The organism is Micromonospora sp. NPDC049081 (genome assembly GCF_040648835.1).
Lineage (GTDB): Bacteria > Actinomycetota > Actinomycetes > Mycobacteriales > Micromonosporaceae > Micromonospora > Micromonospora antibiotica.
The window spans coordinates 186427-204058 of sequence record NZ_JBEZEK010000009.1 but is presented as its reverse complement, the minus strand read 5'-3'; the positions used below and the strand labels follow the sequence as shown (position 1 = coordinate 204058).

The following is a 17632-nucleotide window of genomic DNA, read 5'->3' as shown; positions in this document are numbered from 1 at the left end:
GGTCAGAGCCAGTCGAACCAGTCCTTGGGCAGCAGCGAGTAGCCGACGAAGGCGACCACGTCGAGCAGGGTGTGCGCCACGATCAGCGGCATCACCCGCCGGGTGCGCAGGTAGAACAGGCTGAACACGACGCCCATCACCGCGTTGCCGACGAACGCCCCGAAGCCCTGGTAGAGGTGGTAGGAGCCGCGCAGCAGCGCGCTGGTCGCGATGACCGCGCCGATCCGCCACTGGAGCTGTCGTAGCCGGGTGACCAGGTAGCCGACCACGATCACCTCCTCCAGCACGGCGTTCTGCACGGCGGCGAGGACCAGCACCGGCACCGCCCACCACAGCGGCGGCAGGCCGGCGGGGACCAGGGTGGCGTTGATGCCGAGCTGCGCCGCCACCCAGAACAGGGCCAGGCCGGGCAGGCCGATCAGCGCGGCCAGCCCGGCGCCCCGGGCCAGGTCGGACCCGGGCCGTCGCAGGTCCACGCCGAGGGTCCGCGCCGGGTCGCCGGGGTCCCGTGCCAGCAGGTGTACGGCGAGCAGCACCGGCAGCAGCGCGAAGACGATGCCGAGCAACTGGTACGTCAGGTCGAGCCAGGGCCGGGCGGACTGCGAGGTGTTGAGCGAGGCGGTCTGTTTCGACAGCGGCCCGTCGGCGGTCAGCTTCGCGGTCAGCGACACCACGGCGTAGACGGCCGACTGCCCGAGCGACAGGCCGAGCACCAGCAGGGTCTCGGTGCCGAGGACCCGCCGGGTCGCGGGGCGGGTGGGCTGCTCATCGGTCACCGCACCACTCTGCCCGACGGGGTGGCCCGATCGCACCGGCCGGTGGCCCCGGACGAGCCGATCGCACAGTCTGTGCGACCGCTATATACGCTCCGTGGACATTCTATCGGGGCCCGATCCGCCGTCAGGAGGAGGACCGCCCCCCGTGGACAACTTCGCTCGGCTGTTGAAGGAGAGTTGGACCCTGGTCGAGGAGGACCGGAACCGGCTGAGCGGTCGTTTCTACGCCCGGCTGTTCCTGCTCGATCCGGAGCTGCGTCGGCTGTTCCCGGCGGAGATGACCGGTCAGGGTGACCGGATCCTGGACGCCATCGTCACCGCGACCCAGGTGATGGACGATCCGGAGAGCTTCGACGAGTATCTGCGCTCGCTGGGCCGGGACCACCGCAAGTACCACGTCGACACCGCGCACTACGCGACGATGGGGGTGGCGCTGCTCGACGCGTTGCGTACCACCGCCGGTGACGGTTGGAGCCTGGAGTACGACCAGGCGTGGCGGGAGGCGTACGCGGCGATCACGGCGACCATGCTGGCCGGGGCGGAGTCGGACGAGAACCCGCCGTTCTGGCACGCGGAGGTCCTCACCCACGAGCGGTACGGCACCGACACCGCCGTGTTGACCGTCCGCGCCCTCCAGCACCCGCTGGTCTGGCGGGCCGGCCAGTACGTCAGTGTCGAGGTGCCCCGGCACCTGCCCCGGGTGTGGCGGACGTACTCGGTGGCGAACGCCCCGAACGACGACAACGTGCTGGAGTTCCACGTCCGTACGCCGGCTGGCGCGGGCTGGGTGTCCGGGGCGTTGGTGCGCCGGACCAAGCCGGGTGACCTGCTGCGGGTGGCCGCTCCGATGGGGTCGATGACGGTGGACCGGGATTCGGGGCGGGACATCCTCTGCGTGGCCGGCGGGGTCGGCCTGGCGCCGGTGAAGGCGATGGTGGAGGAGTTGGCCGGCTGGAACCGGGCCCGCTGGGTGCACGTGTTCTACGGTGCCCGGCACGCCGACGAGTTGTACGGCCTGGCCGGCCTGGAGGAGCTGGTCGCCGCGCATCCCTGGTTGTCGGTGACCCCGTCGTGCAGTGACGACCCGGGCTTCGACGGCGAGCGGGGGGACGTCCCCGAGGTGGTGGCCCGGTACGGCCCGTGGACGTCGCACGACTGTTACGTCTCCGGCTCCGCCGCGATGGTCCGGGCGACGTTGCGGGCGCTCGCCGAGGACGACGTCCCGCCGCAGCACATCCGGTACGACACGTTCGGCAACCTGTAGAGCTTTACTCCCCCCGAACCGGGGCGCGTGCCCCCGCCCCCTGGGGCACGCGCCCCGGTCCCCTCCGTGCCCACCCGGATCAGCGTCCGGGCAGGCGTTCAGGCGTTGCTGTCGCGGTATTCCTCGACGGGGACCAGCGGCACGCCGGGTGCCATCCGGTCGGTCCAGGCCCGCCCGTCGAGGTGGTCGATCTCGTGGGCGACCAACCGGGCCATCCCGTACGCGAACGAGGTGATCATCCGGCTGCCGTCCCAGCGGGCGTGTTCCACGTCGACACGCAGTGGGCGGGGCACCAGGCCGCGGTGGTCGGCGGTGGCGAGGCAGCCCTCGTACTGTTCGACGGTTTCCGGGCTTTCGGCGACCAGCCGGGGGTTCACCAGGACGACCGGCGGGGCGGTCCGGTCGGGGGGGCGCACGACGGCGACGGCGGCGTCCAGGCCGAGCTGCGGTGCGGCGAGGCCCATCCCGGCGCTGAACGTGTGCACCTCGTCGGCCTGGGCCAGCAGGTCGGTGAGCCGGCCGGCCACTTCGCGGGCGGCGGCGGCTTCCCGGGGCAGGTCGAATGGGCGGGCGGGCCGGCCGGACGCGGTGGCGTCGGGGGGCAGCACGCCGAGGGCGCGCAGCCGGTCGGTGGGGCGGGCCGGCACCTGCGGCGTCGTCTCCGCCGGCTCCTGACGGAACCGCCACTGGAGGCGGAAGCGGGTGTTGAGCGGCGGGTCGTCGGTGGACCAGTCGAAGACCACCCGGTCGCCCCGGTCGTGTCGGCGGACCGGGGTGCGCAGTGGCCCCTCGTCGGCGGAGAGCGAGGTCTCCACCCCCCAGACCCGGGGGTCGAGGGCCGCCGGGAGGTCGAGCCGCACAGCCAGGTGCCGGGTGGGCAGGCGGACGGCCCGTTGGAACCAGGGGCCCCACTTGACCCGGCCGACCCGGTAGGCGTACTCGACCTCGGCGCGATCGCCGGGGTGCAGCGGGAACGGCCCGTCGGCGTTCTCGAACAGCAGCCAGATCTCCTTGTACGCGTCCCGGTCGTGGCGGACCCGCCAGTGCATCGGTTCGCGACCGCCGTCGTCGTGGTGGATGGCCCGGAAGCGCAGCTCGGCGAAGGTGAGCGGGTGTTCCCGGTGGTGCCGGTTGGAGCGCCCCGGGTCGTCGGGCCACCGGTCGACGGCGACCCGGACGAGGTAGCGGGTGACCGGTTCGGTGCCGGCGTTGTGCAGTCGACGACGGATCACGCACCGGTAGGTGCCGTCGACCAGGGTGAGGGTGGCGGTTTCCTGTTCGACGACGAGCCCGGTGCCCGGCGGGAGCCACCGCCCGGGGGGTGTCGGTTCGCGTTGCCCGGGAACGGCACGGGCCTGGCGGAGCTGGTCGTACTCCTGGAAGCACTGCCAGATGACGCCGCCGGCGTCGAGGACGGCTTCGGCGCGGCGGGCGAAGTCTTCGGTGGGCCGGTGCCGACGCCCCTCGACGTGACTCACGTACGACGGGTCGAAACCCATCAACGTGGCGAGCTGTTTCTTGGTCAGCCCTCGCCCCGTCCGGTGCCGGGCGAGTTCCGCCGCGAACGAATCGGCGGCCCGCTCCAGGGGAGAGGTCGTCATCAGCTTCCTCACGCAAAGCAGCCGGGACGACAAGTCTTCACGTTTTCTCCGTTTCCCCGTACCGAACTGGCACGTTGTCGACATATGCCTTGACACCGCCGGCGTTTTCCGCGCCTTCGGTCGGGTAGTAGCCGAACCGGGCTGATCCGTGCCGACCGGACGGCCATGGTGATCCCGACCTCCCGATCCGCTCCCGGAGAGGCTTCCCTCAGGACCCCAGGCATGGTTAGGCTAGCCTTAGCTTCACGGGCGACCCCTCCGGCACCGGAGTGGCCGACGGGACCTCCGCCACCCACGGCGGACGAGCGGTGACGGGAGGGGGTCGGGATGACGGCGGTGATGCCGGGCCAGGATCTCGCCGGCCGGCTCGCCCCGGTCACCACCACCCTGCGGGCCATGTTCGGCACCGACGCGCTGCCCGGCCTCGCGCCGGGTCTGGTGGTGGCGGACGAGTTCGGCTGGAGCCCCGCCACCACCCTCGTCGACGGCACCCGGATGCCCGAGTTCCTGCGCGCCGCCGCCCGCCGCTGGGGTGGCACCCCGCACGCCTGCGCCGCGCTGGCCTGGAAGTCCTACAGCTACTGGACGGCGCTGCCGGTGGTGCTCGGGTGGGCCTCGGCCCGCCGGGTGCCGCTGCTCGACCCGGCCGACGTGCTGATCCACTTCGAGGACCACCGGCAGCTGCTCACGATGGGCCTGCGCCGCTCGACGACCGTCGCGGTGCTGCCCGGTGACCCGCTCGCCCTCACCGGCCAGCCCGGCGTCCGGGTCGCCGCCGACGAGGCCGAGCTGCTCGGCCTCCTGCGCGCCTCGTTGCTCGACGCCCATCTCGCCCCGATGGTCACCGCGATCCAGGCGGAGGTGCGGGTGGGCGCGCGTACCCTGCTCGGCTCGGTGGCCTCGGGCATCGCGCACGGCATCCTGCGGGCGGCGGACGCCCTGCCCGGCCCGTCGGTGCGCACCATCGACACCCTGCTCGACACCCTCGGCATGGCCGACCTGGTCGAGCTGGTGCCCGGCCGGGGCGGCGAGCCGACCGTGCAGCGGCGCACCTGCTGTCTCGCCTTCACCCTGCCCAGCCCCAAGGTCTGCCAGGGCTGCTGCGTCCGCTCGGCCTGACCGGCCCGCCCCCGCTCAGCCCGTGAGCGGCCGGACGTCCCACCGCCACACCCCACCGGTCCAGACGGGGGTGATGCCGGTCACCGCGGTCATCGCCCGACGCAGCGCGTCGGCGTGCGGGTGCGGGCCGAGGATCACCACGCCGGCCCGCCAGTAGCGCAGGTCGGTCACGGCGGCCCGTCGGTCGGCGGCGGTGACCGGTGGAATGGTGCCGGTGCGCGCGATCCCGCCGAAGAAGTTGCTGGTCCGCCGGTACGGTGCGGTGAACAGGGCGGCGTCCGGCTCGGGCGACCACGGCCGGGTGTCGGGGGCCAGGAAGTAGCCCCGCGCCAGCGGCATCTCCAGCCGGGTCCGGGCCGACCAGCGCAGCGGGTCGGCGTAGGTGTTGTCGGGCAGCGGCAGGGTCACCACGCTGCGGCCCCCGGTGACGTAGGGGCGCCACCCGCCGGAGGTGACGAACGCCGGCACCGGGTCGAGGCGGGTCGCCGGCAGCGGGGTCGGCAGCAGCGGCAGCAGGGCCATCAGCAGGACGGTCGCCGTGACGAAGCGGATCTGCCGCCTGGCGGTCGGGTGCCGGTGGGCGAGATCCCGGGCCCGCTGCACGCCGAGGGCCAGCAGCACGCCGATGATCGGGGTGATCGCCAGCGACCACCGGGTGGGCACCACGGAGTGCAGCAGGGGCAACTCCTCCAGCAGCGCCCAGGGGGCGGGGACGCCGGTGTTGCGCCCGTTGAGCTGCACCTCCCGGCCCAGCGACAGGACGGCGAAGAACAGCCCGAGCGCGGCCAGGCCGAGCACCAGGGCGTTGCGCCGCAGCCACCAGACCAGGGCGACCGTGAGGACGACCAGCGGCCAGCCGAAGAACGCGTTCTCCTCGGTGGGGTTGCGGGCCAGCGGGTCGGCGGACCGGGCGTCACCGGCCAGCGACTCCCGCGACCAGCCGACGAACGCCCCCAGGTCGGTGCGGTAGCCCCGGATCAGCCGGGACAGCCCGTGGTAGGAACCCGGCCCGAAGAGCTGCACGTACAGCGGGTAGGCGAGCAGCACGGCGGACAGGAGCGCAGCCACGCCGAGGCCGGCGAGGAACGGTCGGGCCGCCGCGCGCAGGTGCGGCCGGCCGACGACGAGGGCACCGGTGACCGCGGCCAGGGCGATCGCCGTCATCAGCAGGATCTCCAGGTTGAGGAAGGCCTGCCAGACGATCAGCAGGCCCAGCAGGAGCCCGTTGCGCAGCCACCGGCCCGGCTCGGTCAGTCGCAGGGTGCGCCAGATGATCAGCGGTACGACGAACTGGGAGACGATGTTCGGGTGGGCGTTGGCGTGCGACACCATCGCCGGGGCGTACGCGCAGAAGGCTGCGCCGAGCCAGGCCGGCCCCCGGGACCGGGTCACCACCCGGGACAGGAAGAAGTACCAGGCGGTGCCGGTGGCCGCCATTCCGAGGGTGAGGAAAAGAAGAAAGGACCAGTGCGGCCCGAAGAGCATGGTGACCGGGGTCATTGGTATTGAGATGGATAATACGGAGGTATTCGCCATCAGATTCACGCCGTCGGGCACGTTCATCCGGTCCGAACCGAACGGATAACTCCATTCCGTGACGACCCGAGCGCCGTGCGCCATCATCCACTCGAACTGCGCCTGGTCCGACCGGTTGTCCCGCACCCCGGCCCCGGGGTCGCGCCACAACCGGGCGGTCACCCACATCGCCAGCGCGAGATAACTGGCCACGGCGAGCGCGTCCCACCGCCACCCCGCCCTCGCCGCACCCCCCGCCGCCGGGGCAGGTGGGCGACGCGGGCGGCCCGTCGGGAACACCCGCCGCCACCTCCGCCGGACGACACGCCGGGTCGGCACCGGCTCGGCGTCCCCGACGCCGGACCGACCGGCGACAGGCTCCGATTCGGAAGTAGTCATGACAATTCACAGCGTAGTTGGCCTATGGCGGGCACGTGACATGTTTCGGGTACTGCCGTACTATGTGCCGGGTTCGCCGACCGCCGATCACGTGCCCTCCCCCGACCACAATTCGGCCTTCACAGTGCCCCGTTTCCTCCGCCCCTCGCGCGGATGATTCACTCTGTCGGTCCAGGCGCGGGTCAGTCATATCGTGAGGAATCGACGCATGGTAGAAATCACTGGGGATCAGCGCGTCCAGTCAGAGGTCCTGGAGGGCCTCGCCACCGCGGTCAACCACCGCCGGTGGTTCGTCGAACTGGCGGTGCCCCACCTCGGTGACGACCCGATCGAGATCGGCAGCGGCCTGGGCGACTACGCCCTGGAGTGGGCGCGGCACGTGCCCCGCTTCACCGCCACCGAGGCCGACCCGGACCGGCTGATCCTGCTCAAGGAGCGGCTGGTCGACGAGCCGACGATCGAGGTCCGCGAGATGCTGCTGCCGCACCCGGGCGGCGGCGACTACAGCGCGGCCGTGTCGTACAACGTGCTGGAGCACATCGAGGACCACGTGGGTGCGCTGCGCAGCATGCGCGACCTGGTCCGGCCCGGCGGCGCGGTGATCATCATCGTGCCGGCGTTCCAGTTCGCGATGGGCCCCGCCGACATCGCCACCGGCCATGTGCGCCGCTACACCAAGAAGACCCTCGGCGACGCGATGACCGCGGCCGGGCTGCACGTCGAGACGATGCACTACGCCAACGCCCTCGGCCTGATCGGCTACTTCATGGCCACCAAGGTCTTCCGGCTGATGCCGAAGGAGGGCCCGATGGTCAAGGTGTACGACACCCTCGTGCTGCCCGCCACCAAGGCCGCCGAGCAGCTCGTCCGGCCGCCGTTCGGCCAGTCCGTCTTCGCCGTCGCCCGGGTGCCCGGCTGACCGTGCCGCCCGCCCGCCGGCCCCGCCCACGCGGGACCGGCGGGGCACCGCTCACTCCTTGATCTGGTACGTCGGCCGGATGACCGCCCGCGCCAGGGTGTGGAACGCCAGGTTGAAGCCGACGTACGCGGGGCTGGCGTCCGGCCCCACGCCGAGCGTGTCGACGTCGACCGCGTGCACGGCGAAGACGTACCGGTGGGGACGGTCGCCCGGCGGCGGGGCCGCACCCCCGTAGCCGGTGTCGCCGTAGTCGTTGCGGACGCTGAACGCCCCACCCAGGTCGGCCTCCTGCACGCCGGTCGGCAGGCTGGTCGTCGAGGCGGGCACGTCGACCAGCACCCAGTGCCAGAAACCGCTGCCGGTCGGGGCGTCCGGGTCGAAGCAGGTCACCACGAAGCTCTTCGTACCGGCGGGGAAGCCCGACCAGGTCAGCTGCGGGGAGACGTTCTCGCCACCGGTGCTGCCGTGCGCGTACCGGGCGTCCATCGGCTCGCCGTTGTGCACGTCGTCACTGGTCAGGTCGAACGACGACACGGTCGGCAGCAGCTCGTACGGGTCCGGGGCGATCGGTCGTTCCAGGGTCATCGGGAAGGTCCTTCCGGTGTGCGCGTTTTCCTCTGCCCCTTCTTACCCCGCCGGGCGGGGACGACGAACCGGAAGCACCGCGCACCGTCGGGCCGCCAGAATGAGGGGACGCGGCCGACGGGCCGGTCGACGACCGGGAGGGCACATGCGGGACACCGAACGTGAGGCGGAACTGTTGGAGGCGGAGCGCCGCCTCCAGGCCGCCCAGCTGACCGGCGACGTGGCCGCGCTCGACGCCCTGCTCGACGACCGCCTGATCGCCGTCGGGCCGGACGGTCGCACCTTCGGCAAGTCCGACGACCTGGCCGCGCACCGCAGTGGCAGTTCGGTGCTCGACGAGCTGGTGGAGGAGGAGTTGGAGCTGCTCGTCGCCGGGACGACCGGGGTGACGTTCTTCCGGGGGCGGGTCAGCGGCACCTTCGCGGGTGAGCCGTTCGCGGCGCGGTTGCGCTACACCCGCACCTGGGCGTACGACGACGGGTACGGCTGGCGCATCCTCGCCGCCCACCTCAGCCCCGTCCCCTGACTGCTGACGTGCGGGCACCCGTCCAGCACCGTCAGCCGCCACGCGGGACGGACGTGACCCGTCGTGCTGGCGGCCATCGGGGAAGGTCTCCCGGAATGGGAGGTACTGACGTGCGTCAACCAGCGTCGTTGCCTGATTCACCGGCCCGCCGGAGTGCAGGTGCGCACGCCACGCCCGCCTGTGTGTGTCCTGCCACCCCGAGCCCTCATCTGCGGGCTCCTGGTGCTGCACAATCCGGCCAGACAACAAGCTGCACACATCCGGCCGTAGAACAAGCTGTACACATCCGGCCAGCGAAAAAGCGCAGTCGCGCCGGAGCAAGAATGACTCTTCCGCCGCCACACATCGCTGGTGTTCGACCGAGCTGGCGCAGTTCGTCATACGATTCCCCGTTCGACTCGACGGCGCAGCGGCTCGATACGTGCGCTGATCGACTCGGACGCGCCGTGCGCAAAACGCGAAAAGGTCCTGCCCGACAGACTCGTCGGGCAGGAATGGCTGGAAGCGGGAAGCGATCCGTAATCCACTCGACCCTGTCGGGACCGATCGCCCCCATCTTGTCGACCACTGGCCGCCAATAGCCGGGCCGACCGTACCCAGGTTGGCGCGAAGGCCGTCGACGGTGGCGGTACGGCGGTGTCAGCGCAGAGCCCCGCATCACACCACTGCGGGCATTTTGTCTGATTCACTACTTAAAAGCGATAGAACCGCTAGGTTGCACCTTGATAGCAAGAAGGAGGGTAACTGGCACCCTGCAGCCCCAAGTGTCGGACTTCCGACACTACTACCGGTGCACTTTCGGTAACTTCATGCAACCCCTGCTCGATGAAGTTACCAAAGGCGGACCCTGAGTGCCCCGTGGAAAAGGCAGCGCAGCCGAGGTCCAGTACCTGCGAGACGGCGTCGAACTCACTCAGTACGGAGAGGAAGGAGAGGATTTCCGCAACTTCCTGCGGGTAGACATCGGTGAGACCGAGATGTCATTGATCATCGGCAGGCAGTCCAAGATGGCGGTGGCGCTCCTCGTCACAAAAGCTGCACCACCTTGGGCCAAGGCTCGGTACACCACCGTCGGCGCGCTGCGTCAAGCTGGCTTCGAAGTCGTCCACTCACCCACCCGGGGGAATCCCCTCCATGTCTCGGTCTTCCCACCGTCTGGGCCATATGGGCCTACCGAGTGGGATGACGGTATGGCGATGAGCTTCGACAAGTGCTTCACTGAGTCCACGGGAGGTGATACTCGTGAGTAAGTCGGTTCTCCCAAAGTTGGGCAATCTAGCGTGGGCACCGGTCACCTCGGTGGAGGAGGTCGAGATATTCGATCGCTACAACGGCGTACCCACCCTCGGCATATTCAGAACGGGCGGCCAGGCTCATCTGTTCTGGCGCACACTTGGCTACACCGGGGACATCTCCCTCTGGCTTTATGTTCCGCTGTCAGACGGAGATCAGGAGGCCCTCGGCGACGACGAGGGTCCCGGCCTGCTGGACGGAATTGTCTACCAATCGGCAAGGCAGCGCTGGGTGACTGTCGGCGTCGCCGACTACTACCGGCTCATCTTCGAGCGCGAGTGGAGCATTCCGCCCAACGCGAAGCACGGCCAGATTCTTCGATCGCTGATCGAGGATGTAACGGCGGCCCTTCAGCTTGCGATCGATGGAGGACTTCCGCCCGGCAGGAAAGAGAACTTCAAGAAGGCGCAGGAAGCTGTCCGCCATCTTGTGGCCTGCTGACCCCCCTCATTGCCGCTTCCTGCCGACCGGCAGGAAGCGGCACGCGCTCCGAGAAGCACTCCGGTGACGCTACGCGACCTCTGGTGACACGAAAGGTCAGCCGAGGACGTGCCCGCGCCGTTCGAGCAGGCTCCATGAGCGGCTGAAGGACGGGCACGCATGGACGGCGCACACGGCGAGACGCCACCTGGCAGGGTCAACACTGGTGAGGGTGCGTTGCTGCCGCTCTGGACGCGGAGGGTGTGGGATTCGAACCCACGAAGACATCGCTGCCTTACCGGTTTTCAAGACCAGCGCCATCGGCCACTAGGCGAACCCTCCCGAACCGCCACCCGGGGGTGCGCGGCCTGTGCCTAGTCTGCCACGAACCGCGTCCGGACGAGCCGGCCCACCACCGTCGGGCGCGGTCCGGCGTACCGGAAAGGGGTCCTTGATCCATGGCATGACCAGCGTGACCTCACCCGGTCGGTCCACTGTGGCCGAATTTCCGGCCGTCCTGGGCGAGCGGTGGCCCGCCCGGGACGACGGCCGGTGGATATTGCCGGCCGGACCTGCCCACATGGCGCTTGTCGACAGACAGGCGTGGTTCCCGTCCCGGATCGGGTAAGACTGCGGCCCGGATCGGGTAAGACTGGGCCATGCACGCGATCACGATCCCGGAACCCGGTGGACCCGACGCGCTCGTCTGGGCGGAGGTGCCCGACCCGGAGCCCGGTGCGGGTGAGGTGGTCGTCGAGGTGACCGCCAGCGCGGTGAACCGGGCCGACCTGCTGCAGCGACAGGGGCAGTATCCACCGCCGCCGGGTGCGCCCGCGTACCCCGGATTGGAGTGTTCGGGGGTTGTCGGCGCGCTCGGTGCGGGGGTGACCGGCTGGGCGGTGGGTCAGCCGGTGTGCGCGCTGCTGGCCGGCGGCGGGTACGCCGAACGGGTGGCCGTGCCGGCCGGGCAGCTGCTGCCGGTGCCGGCCGGCGTCGACCCGGTCGACGCCGCCGCGCTGCCCGAGGTGGCCTGTACGGTCTGGTCGAACCTGGTCCGGGTGGCCCACCTCGGCAGGGGCGAGACGCTGCTGGTGCACGGCGGCGGGAGCGGGATCGGCACGTTCGCGGTGCAGTTCGGCGCGGCGCTGGGCGCGACCGTGGTGGCCACCGCCCGGTCGACCAAGCACGACCGGTTGCGGGAGTTGGGTGCCGCGCACACCGTCGACTACCGGGAGCAGGATTTCGTGGAGGAGGTCCGGCGGGTCACCGACGGGCGGGGCGCGGACGTGATCCTCGACATCATGGGTGCCTCCTACCTGGGCCGGAACGTGGCGGCGCTGGCCGACGGCGGCCGGCTGGTGGTGATCGGCATGCAGGGCGGGCGCAAGGCGGAACTGGACCTGGGCGCGCTGCTGGCGAAGCGGGCGTCGGTGGCGGCCACCGCGCTGCGGTCCCGTCCGCTGGCCGACAAGGCGGACATCGTCCGGGGTGTCCGGGAGCAGGTGTGGCCGCTGGTGGAGTCCGGCGCGGTCCGACCGATCGTGGACCGGCGGCTGCCGATGCGCGACGCCGCGCAGGCGCACCGGCTGGTCGAGTCGGGCGACCACGTGGGCAAGGTGCTGCTCACCACCGGGTGACGGCCCGGCCGGACCACGGCGGCAGGAGCGCCGCACGGCCCCGGACCAGGTGCCGGCGGCACGGCCCACGCCAGGCGGGGGTACGGGGGTTACGGCTGGTCGGTCGGCTCGGCGGTGAGCAGGCCGGCAGCGCAGCCCAGAGCCCGGGGAGCGTTCAGGCCGGCGGAGGTGGGCCGTCGCGGCGGGGCAGCACCAGGCGGGCGCCGGGGCCCTCGCCGGCCAGCGTGTCGCCCGGGTTGTAGAGGGTGCAGCGCTGCAACGACAGGCAACCGCAGCCGATGCAGCCGTCCAGGTCGTCGCGGAGCTTGCCGAGCAGTTTGATCCGTTCGTCCAGCCGTTCCCGCCAGGTGCGGGAGAGGGCGGCCCAGTCGTCCGGGCTGGGGGCGCGGGACGAGGGCAGCGAGTCCAGCGCGGTCCGGATCTCCTCCAGCGAGATGCCGACCTGCTGGGAGATCCGGATGAACGCCACCCGGCGCAGCTCGGTGCGGGCGTACCGACGCTGGTTGCCGCCGGTGCGGTCGGCGTTGATCAGCCCGAGGCGTTCGTAGTAGCGCAGCGCCGACTGGGCCACCCCGCTGCGCGCGGAGAGCTGCCCGATGGTGAGTGACTCGTGCATCACGGCCCTTGAGTTGAAGTCAACTTCAGGTTGCACGCTAGCCACATGACCACACCGACCGCAACCCGCCCGTGGGGCCGCACCCTCCCCGCCCCGGTCGTCGCGCCGCTGGAACGCATCCGCGCCGGCAACGCCTACGACGACAACGTGTACTCCACCGTCGACGTGCACTGGGTGCTCTACGACCGGGTCCTGCGGGTCACCCCGGCCACCGTCGACGACCCGGACCGGGACCGCTTCCTGCTTTCCAAGGGGCACGCCGTGGCCGGCTACTACGCCGTACTCGCCGCCAAGGGGTTCATCCCCGTCGACTGGCTCGACGACGCGGGCGGGCCCGACAGCCGCCTCGGCGGCCACCCCGACCGCACCCTCGTCCCCGGCGTCGAGATCGGCTCCGGCTCCCTCGGCCACGGCCTCGGACTGGGCGTCGGCACCGCGCTCGGCCTACGCGCCCAGGGCCGCACCACCCCCCGGGTGTACGTCCTACTCGGCGACGCCGAACTCGACGAGGGCTCCAACCACGAGGCGATCGCGTACGCCGGGGCGACCGGCCTGGCCGGGCTCACCGCGATCGTGGTCGACAACGCGTCGGCCAGTCACGGCTGGCCGGGCGGGGTGGCCACCCGGTTCACCGTCAACGGCTGGACCGCCGCCACCGTCGACGGGCACGACCACGACGCCCTGCACGCCGCCCTCACCGGCCACGACGGCCACCGCCCCCACGTCGTCGTCGCGGTCGACGGACCGACCCCGGGGAGCCGGTCATGACCATGCGGGACACCTTCGTCGCCAGCGCCACCCGGTTCCTCGACGACCCCCGGACCACGATCGTGCTGGCCGACATCTCCGCCGACGCCTTCACCGAGGCGGGCCGACGGTATCCGGACCGGGTGGTCAACGTGGGCATCCGGGAACAGTTGATGATCGGGGTGGCCGGCGGGCTCGCCCTCACCGGGCAGCGCCCGATCGTGCACAGCTACGCCCCGTTCCTCGTCGAGCGGGCGTACGAGCAGATCAAGCTGGACCTCGACCACCAGGGGGTCGGTGCGGGTCAGCATCGGCGCGTCCTACGACCGGGCGGAGGCCGGCCGGACCCACCTCGCCCCGGCCGACGTCGCCCTGATCGACACCCTCGACGGCTGGACCGTGCACGTGCCCGGCCACCCCGACGAGGTCCCCGACCTGCTGCGCGACGCGGTCTGCGGGCAGCACTCGACCTACCTGCGGCTGTCGCTGCGCAGCAACACGCGGGCGTACCCGCAGGCGGGTGGGTTGCAGGTGGTGCGTGACGCCGGGCCGGGCGCGGCGCTGCTGGTGGCGGTCGGTCCGGTGCTCGACGCCGCGCTCGCCGCGGTGGCCGGGCTACCGGTGACGGTCGCCTACACGCACCGGCCCCGGCCGTTCGACGTGACCGGGCTACGGGCGCTGGCCGGCGGCGAGGTGATCGTGGTGGAGCCCTACCTGGCCGGCACCTCGACGCGGCTGGTGGCCGAGGCGTTGGCGGACCGGCCGCACCGGCTGCTCAGCCTCGGCGTGGGCCGGGCGGAGCTGCGGCGCTACGGCACCGCCGAGGATCACGACCGGTGGCACGGCCTCGACCCGGCCGGGCTGCGCCGGGCGATCGGCGACTTCCTGGCGGCGGGCCAGCACACCGGCCCTTCCTGACGACCGGGCGGTCTCCGACACCCCGACCGGAGGCCACGGCGGGCCCGGCCGTCGCGCTCAGCGGGATGCGCGCGACGGCCGGGAACGGGTCCGTTCCCGGCCGAGGATCCAGATCGCCTCGACGCCGTCCTTCCAGGTGATCTTCTTGCCCTCCTCGCGCCCGCGCGCCCGGTAGCTGATCGGGACCTCGTACGGGCGGATGCGACGGCGCAGGAGCTTGCCGGTCACCTCCGCCTCCATCCCGAACCCCCGGGACCGGATGCCCAGCGACCGGTACAACTCGACCGGCATCAGCTTGAAACAGGTCTCCAGGTCGCCGATGTAGGAGTTGAACAGGACGTTCGCCGCCATCGTGACGCCCTTGTTGCCCATCACGTACCAGAAGCTGTAGGCGCTGTGACTGCCGAAGGTGCGGTTGCCGTAGACCACGGTGGCCCGCCCGTCGAGCACCGGGGCGAGCAGCCGGGGGATGTCCTGCGGGTCGTACTCCAGATCGGCGTCGAGGATGACCATGTACTCACCCTCGGCGCTGTCCACGGCCGTCTTGATCGCCGCGCCCTTGCCCGCGTTACGGGAGTGGGTGATCACCCGCAGCCGCGCGTCGTCCGCCCGGCCGAGGATCTCCCCGGTGCCGTCCCGGCTGCCGTCGTCGACCACGACCAGCTCGATCTCGCACGGATAATCGACCGCCAATGCCTGCTTGAGGGCATCCGCGATGCGTTCTTCCTCGTTGTAGACCGGCATGAGGATCGAGAGCTTCACGGGAATCTCCACGGTGGCGACAGTGAGTCGGGCCTAGCCTAGCCTGGCAGATCGGCCCCGCGAGGGTCGCCACCGCAGCGGCGGGTTTCCGTCATCCGTGGCCACCGTACCGGCCGGCACCCGGTCTTTCAGCGCAATGGTGTTTACTTCCGCCCATGTCGGCAGCCGGCTGGATGCTCGTGGCGGCCCCCGTCGCCTCGCTCGTGGTGCTCTCCGCTCTGCTGCGGCCCCGGGCCGCCGGGGTTGTCGCCCCGCACCGCCTCGGCGTCGTCCGGGCCGCCCTGCTCACCGGCGTCTTCGCCGTGCTGACCGTGGAGGTGCTCGGCGCCCTCGACGCGCTCACCCTGCCCGCCTTCGCCCTGGCCTGGCTGCTCTTCGTCGCCGGGGTGGCGGTCGCTGCGGCGACCCACCGACGGTCCGGGCGGGATGCCGGCCGGCCCGGCACCACCGCCGCCCGGACCCGCCGGGCGGTGCTGGTCGGCTCGGCAGTGGGCGGCCCGACGGCACAGGGCCCGGGCGGGGACGGGCCGGGGGCGGACGACCTCCCCGGGGACCCGGCCGCCGGCAGCACCCGCGCGGAACTGCCGAGCACCGCCGGGCGCGGCGTCGCGGCGGTGCTGTCCGACTGGGCGGGCCGACTGACCCACCTGCGGCGTACGGCCACCCGGGGCGAGCGGCTACTCGCCGGCGGGGTGCTCGCGATGGTGTCGATCGAGCTGGTGGTGGCGCTGCTGGCCGAGCCCAACAACTTCGACTCGCAGACCTACCACCTGCCGAAGGTGGAGCGCTGGGTGGCCCAGGGCAGCCTGGAGTTCTGGCCCACCGCCATCCACCGGCAGGTGACCATCCCGCCCGGCGCGGAGTACCTGCTGCTGCACCTGCGCCTGTTCACCGGCGGGGACGCCCTGCACAACCTGGTGCAGTGGGCCGCCGGGATCGGCTGCCTGCTGGCGGCCACCCGGATCACCGCCCAGCTCGGCGGCGGTCGGCGGGCCCAACTACTCACCGCGTTCCTGCTCGCCACCACGCCGATGGTGGCCCTCCAGGCGACCAGCACCCAGACCGACCTGGTGGCCGCCGCCTGGGCCGCCTGCGCCGCCACCCTGGTGCTGGACGGCCTGCGCCGCCGGGTCGACCTGACCGCCGCGCTGGCGCTGGGCGCGGCCACCGGCCTGACCGCGCTGACCAAGACCAGCGGGCTGATCGCCGTCGGTCCCCTGCTGCTGCTCTGGGGGCTGGCCCAGCTCCGCCTCGCCGGAGGCGGCACCGGTCACTCCGCCGGGGGCGGCACCGACCGGACCGGCCGGGCGGTCGACGGTGTCGGGTCGGATCCGGCGACCCGGGCGGCCGACCGGCCGGCACCCACCGGGACCCGGCAGGTGGCCCGGACGGTGGGCGGTTCGCTGCTGGTGCTGCTGGTAGCGGCGACCGTGGTGGGGCCGTTCCTGGCCCGGGAGACCGCCGAGTTCGGCCACCCGTTGGGGCCGCCACGACTGCGCGAGTCCATCCCCATGGAACGGCACGATCCGGCGTCCGTGCTGGTCAACGCGCTGCGGATCGGGCACACCGCGTTCGACACCCCGCTCGCCCCGCTGCGCGCCGGCACCGCCGGGGCGATCACGGCCGGCTCCCGCGCCATCGGTGTCGACCCGCAGGACCGGGCCATCACCTTCGGCCGGGAGGTCTTCCCGGTGCCCTCCTGGTATCCCGACGAGGACCGGGTGGCCTTCCCGCTGGCCGGGTCGCTGGCGCTGCTCGGGGCGCTCTTCGCGCTGGCCCGCCCCCGCCGGGTCAGCCCCGGCCGACCGGGGACACTGCGGGCGTACGCGGCCGTGGTGGTGCTCGCGGTGGTTCTGCACACCGCGATGATCAAGTGGCAGCCGTGGGGGAACCGGCTGCTGCTGTACGCGCTGGTGCTGGCCGTACCGCTGGCCGGGCTCTGGGTGGACGCGGTGCTGCGGCGGCGGCCCGGGGCGGGACGACGGTCGGTGGCCGCCGGGCTGGTGGTGACCGTGCTGGCCACCTCCGCGTTGGCCGGCGTGCTGGCCCTGTCGTACGGCTTCCCGCGCCGGCTGGTCGGTGCCGGCTCGGTCTTCACCACCTCGGAGTGGGACACCCGGTTCCTGCGCCGGCCACAGTGGGCCGACGAGTTCCGGTGGGCCGCCTCGGCGGTGCGGGCGAGTGACGCCCGACGGATCGGCCTGGTGCAGCAGAACGACAACTGGGAGTACCCCTGGTGGTTGCTGCTGCGCGGCGACGACGGCCGCTCGCCCGAGCTGGTGGCGTTGCAGTCGGTGCTGCCGGACCGGCCGCCGGCCGACCCCACCTCGGTCGACGCGATCGTCTGCACCGGCCCCCGCACGGAGTGCGCCCGGCTGGTCCCGGCGGGTTGGACGATCGAGTTCCGCGACCACGTCGGCTACGCGCTGCCCCCGCCGCGCTGAGCGCGATCCGACCGCCGGCAGCGCCGGCCGGCTGAACCGGTCGGCGGGACGTCGGGCCGGCGTGGTGGCCCACGCCGGCCCGACCGTCCCC

14 protein-coding genes, 1 tRNA gene and 1 pseudogene are annotated in these 17632 nt (G+C 72.1%); 9 read left to right on the top strand and 7 right to left on the bottom strand.

Features of this window, described 5'->3' with window-relative positions; all coding sequences use genetic code 11:
* Nucleotides 1–2: 2 nt before the first annotated feature.
* The gene (locus tag AB0B63_RS16265) at nucleotides 3–776 is read right to left on the bottom strand and encodes a CPBP family intramembrane glutamic endopeptidase (RefSeq protein ID WP_357019074.1); all 774 of its coding nucleotides are present in this window, start codon (nucleotides 774–776) and stop codon (nucleotides 3–5) included.
* Nucleotides 777–921: 145 nt separating this feature from the next.
* On the opposite strand from AB0B63_RS16265, the gene AB0B63_RS16260 reads away from it, so the two are divergent.
* Complete coding sequence (locus AB0B63_RS16260; RefSeq protein WP_357019071.1) at nucleotides 922–2040, top strand: globin domain-containing protein; 1119 nt, start codon at nucleotides 922–924, stop codon at nucleotides 2038–2040.
* 98 nt (nucleotides 2041–2138) lie between these two features.
* Here the strand turns inward: AB0B63_RS16260 and AB0B63_RS16255 are convergent, their stop codons facing one another.
* Nucleotides 2139–3641: a peptide deformylase gene (locus AB0B63_RS16255; RefSeq protein WP_357019068.1), complete on the bottom strand. Its 1503-nt coding sequence runs from the start codon at nucleotides 3639–3641 to the stop codon at nucleotides 2139–2141.
* Nucleotides 3642–3980: 339 nt separating this feature from the next.
* Between AB0B63_RS16255 and AB0B63_RS16250 the strand changes: the two genes are divergently transcribed.
* A complete protein-coding gene (locus AB0B63_RS16250; RefSeq protein ID WP_357019195.1) occupies nucleotides 3981–4760 on the top strand; it encodes a hypothetical protein in 780 nt (259 codons plus the stop codon).
* Nucleotides 4761–4775: 15 nt separating this feature from the next.
* On the opposite strand, the gene AB0B63_RS16245 is transcribed toward AB0B63_RS16250, so the two are convergent.
* On the bottom strand, nucleotides 4776–6464 hold the full coding sequence (locus AB0B63_RS16245) for a hypothetical protein (protein ID WP_357019192.1): 1689 nt from the start codon (nucleotides 6462–6464) through the stop codon (nucleotides 4776–4778).
* A gap of 418 nt (nucleotides 6465–6882) precedes the next feature.
* Here AB0B63_RS16245 and AB0B63_RS16240 point away from each other — a divergent pair, with 418 nt between their 5' ends.
* Nucleotides 6883–7593: a methyltransferase domain-containing protein gene (locus tag AB0B63_RS16240; protein ID WP_208565020.1), complete on the top strand. Its 711-nt coding sequence runs from the start codon at nucleotides 6883–6885 to the stop codon at nucleotides 7591–7593.
* 51 nt (nucleotides 7594–7644) lie between these two features.
* Here AB0B63_RS16240 and AB0B63_RS16235 read toward each other — a convergent pair whose 3' ends face one another.
* Nucleotides 7645–8178 carry a YbhB/YbcL family Raf kinase inhibitor-like protein gene (locus AB0B63_RS16235; protein ID WP_357019064.1) on the bottom strand — a complete coding sequence of 178 codons (534 nt, stop codon included), beginning with the start codon at nucleotides 8176–8178 and terminating at the stop codon, nucleotides 7645–7647.
* 145 nt (nucleotides 8179–8323) lie between these two features.
* Here AB0B63_RS16235 and AB0B63_RS16230 point away from each other — a divergent pair, with 145 nt between their 5' ends.
* Entirely contained in the window at nucleotides 8324–8704 is a 381-nt protein-coding gene (locus AB0B63_RS16230) for a nuclear transport factor 2 family protein (RefSeq protein WP_357019061.1), read from the top strand.
* A gap of 1299 nt (nucleotides 8705–10003) precedes the next feature.
* On the top strand, nucleotides 10004–10438 hold the full coding sequence (locus AB0B63_RS16225; protein ID WP_357019058.1) for a hypothetical protein: 435 nt from the start codon (nucleotides 10004–10006) through the stop codon (nucleotides 10436–10438).
* Nucleotides 10439–10672: 234 nt separating this feature from the next.
* Here the strand turns inward: AB0B63_RS16225 and AB0B63_RS16220 are convergent.
* A tRNA-Ser gene (locus AB0B63_RS16220) sits at nucleotides 10673–10759 on the bottom strand.
* Nucleotides 10760–11076: 317 nt separating this feature from the next.
* Between AB0B63_RS16220 and AB0B63_RS16215 the strand changes: the two genes are divergently transcribed.
* Nucleotides 11077–12054 carry an NAD(P)H-quinone oxidoreductase gene (locus AB0B63_RS16215; RefSeq protein WP_357019055.1) on the top strand — a complete coding sequence of 326 codons (978 nt, stop codon included), beginning with the start codon at nucleotides 11077–11079 and terminating at the stop codon, nucleotides 12052–12054.
* Between the two features lie 154 nt (nucleotides 12055–12208).
* On the opposite strand, the gene soxR is transcribed toward AB0B63_RS16215, so the two are convergent.
* Entirely contained in the window at nucleotides 12209–12670 is a 462-nt protein-coding gene (soxR, locus tag AB0B63_RS16210; protein WP_357019052.1) for a redox-sensitive transcriptional activator SoxR, read from the bottom strand.
* Nucleotides 12671–12715: 45 nt separating this feature from the next.
* On the opposite strand from soxR, the gene AB0B63_RS16205 reads away from it, so the two are divergent.
* Entirely contained in the window at nucleotides 12716–13438 is a 723-nt protein-coding gene (locus tag AB0B63_RS16205; protein ID WP_208565047.1) for a transketolase, read from the top strand.
* A gap of 2 nt (nucleotides 13439–13440) precedes the next feature.
* Nucleotides 13441–14335, top strand: a pseudogene (locus tag AB0B63_RS16200) (transketolase).
* A 57-nt stretch (nucleotides 14336–14392) separates the two neighbouring features.
* Here the strand turns inward: AB0B63_RS16200 and AB0B63_RS16195 are convergent.
* Nucleotides 14393–15097 (bottom strand): glycosyltransferase family 2 protein, encoded by a 705-nt coding sequence (locus AB0B63_RS16195; protein WP_219465255.1) that lies wholly within the window; start codon nucleotides 15095–15097, stop codon nucleotides 14393–14395.
* Between the two features lie 155 nt (nucleotides 15098–15252).
* Between AB0B63_RS16195 and AB0B63_RS16190 the strand changes: the two genes are divergently transcribed.
* Nucleotides 15253–17541 carry a hypothetical protein gene (locus tag AB0B63_RS16190; RefSeq protein ID WP_357019049.1) on the top strand — a complete coding sequence of 763 codons (2289 nt, stop codon included), beginning with the start codon at nucleotides 15253–15255 and terminating at the stop codon, nucleotides 17539–17541.
* The last annotated feature ends 91 nt before the right edge of the window (nucleotides 17542–17632 follow it).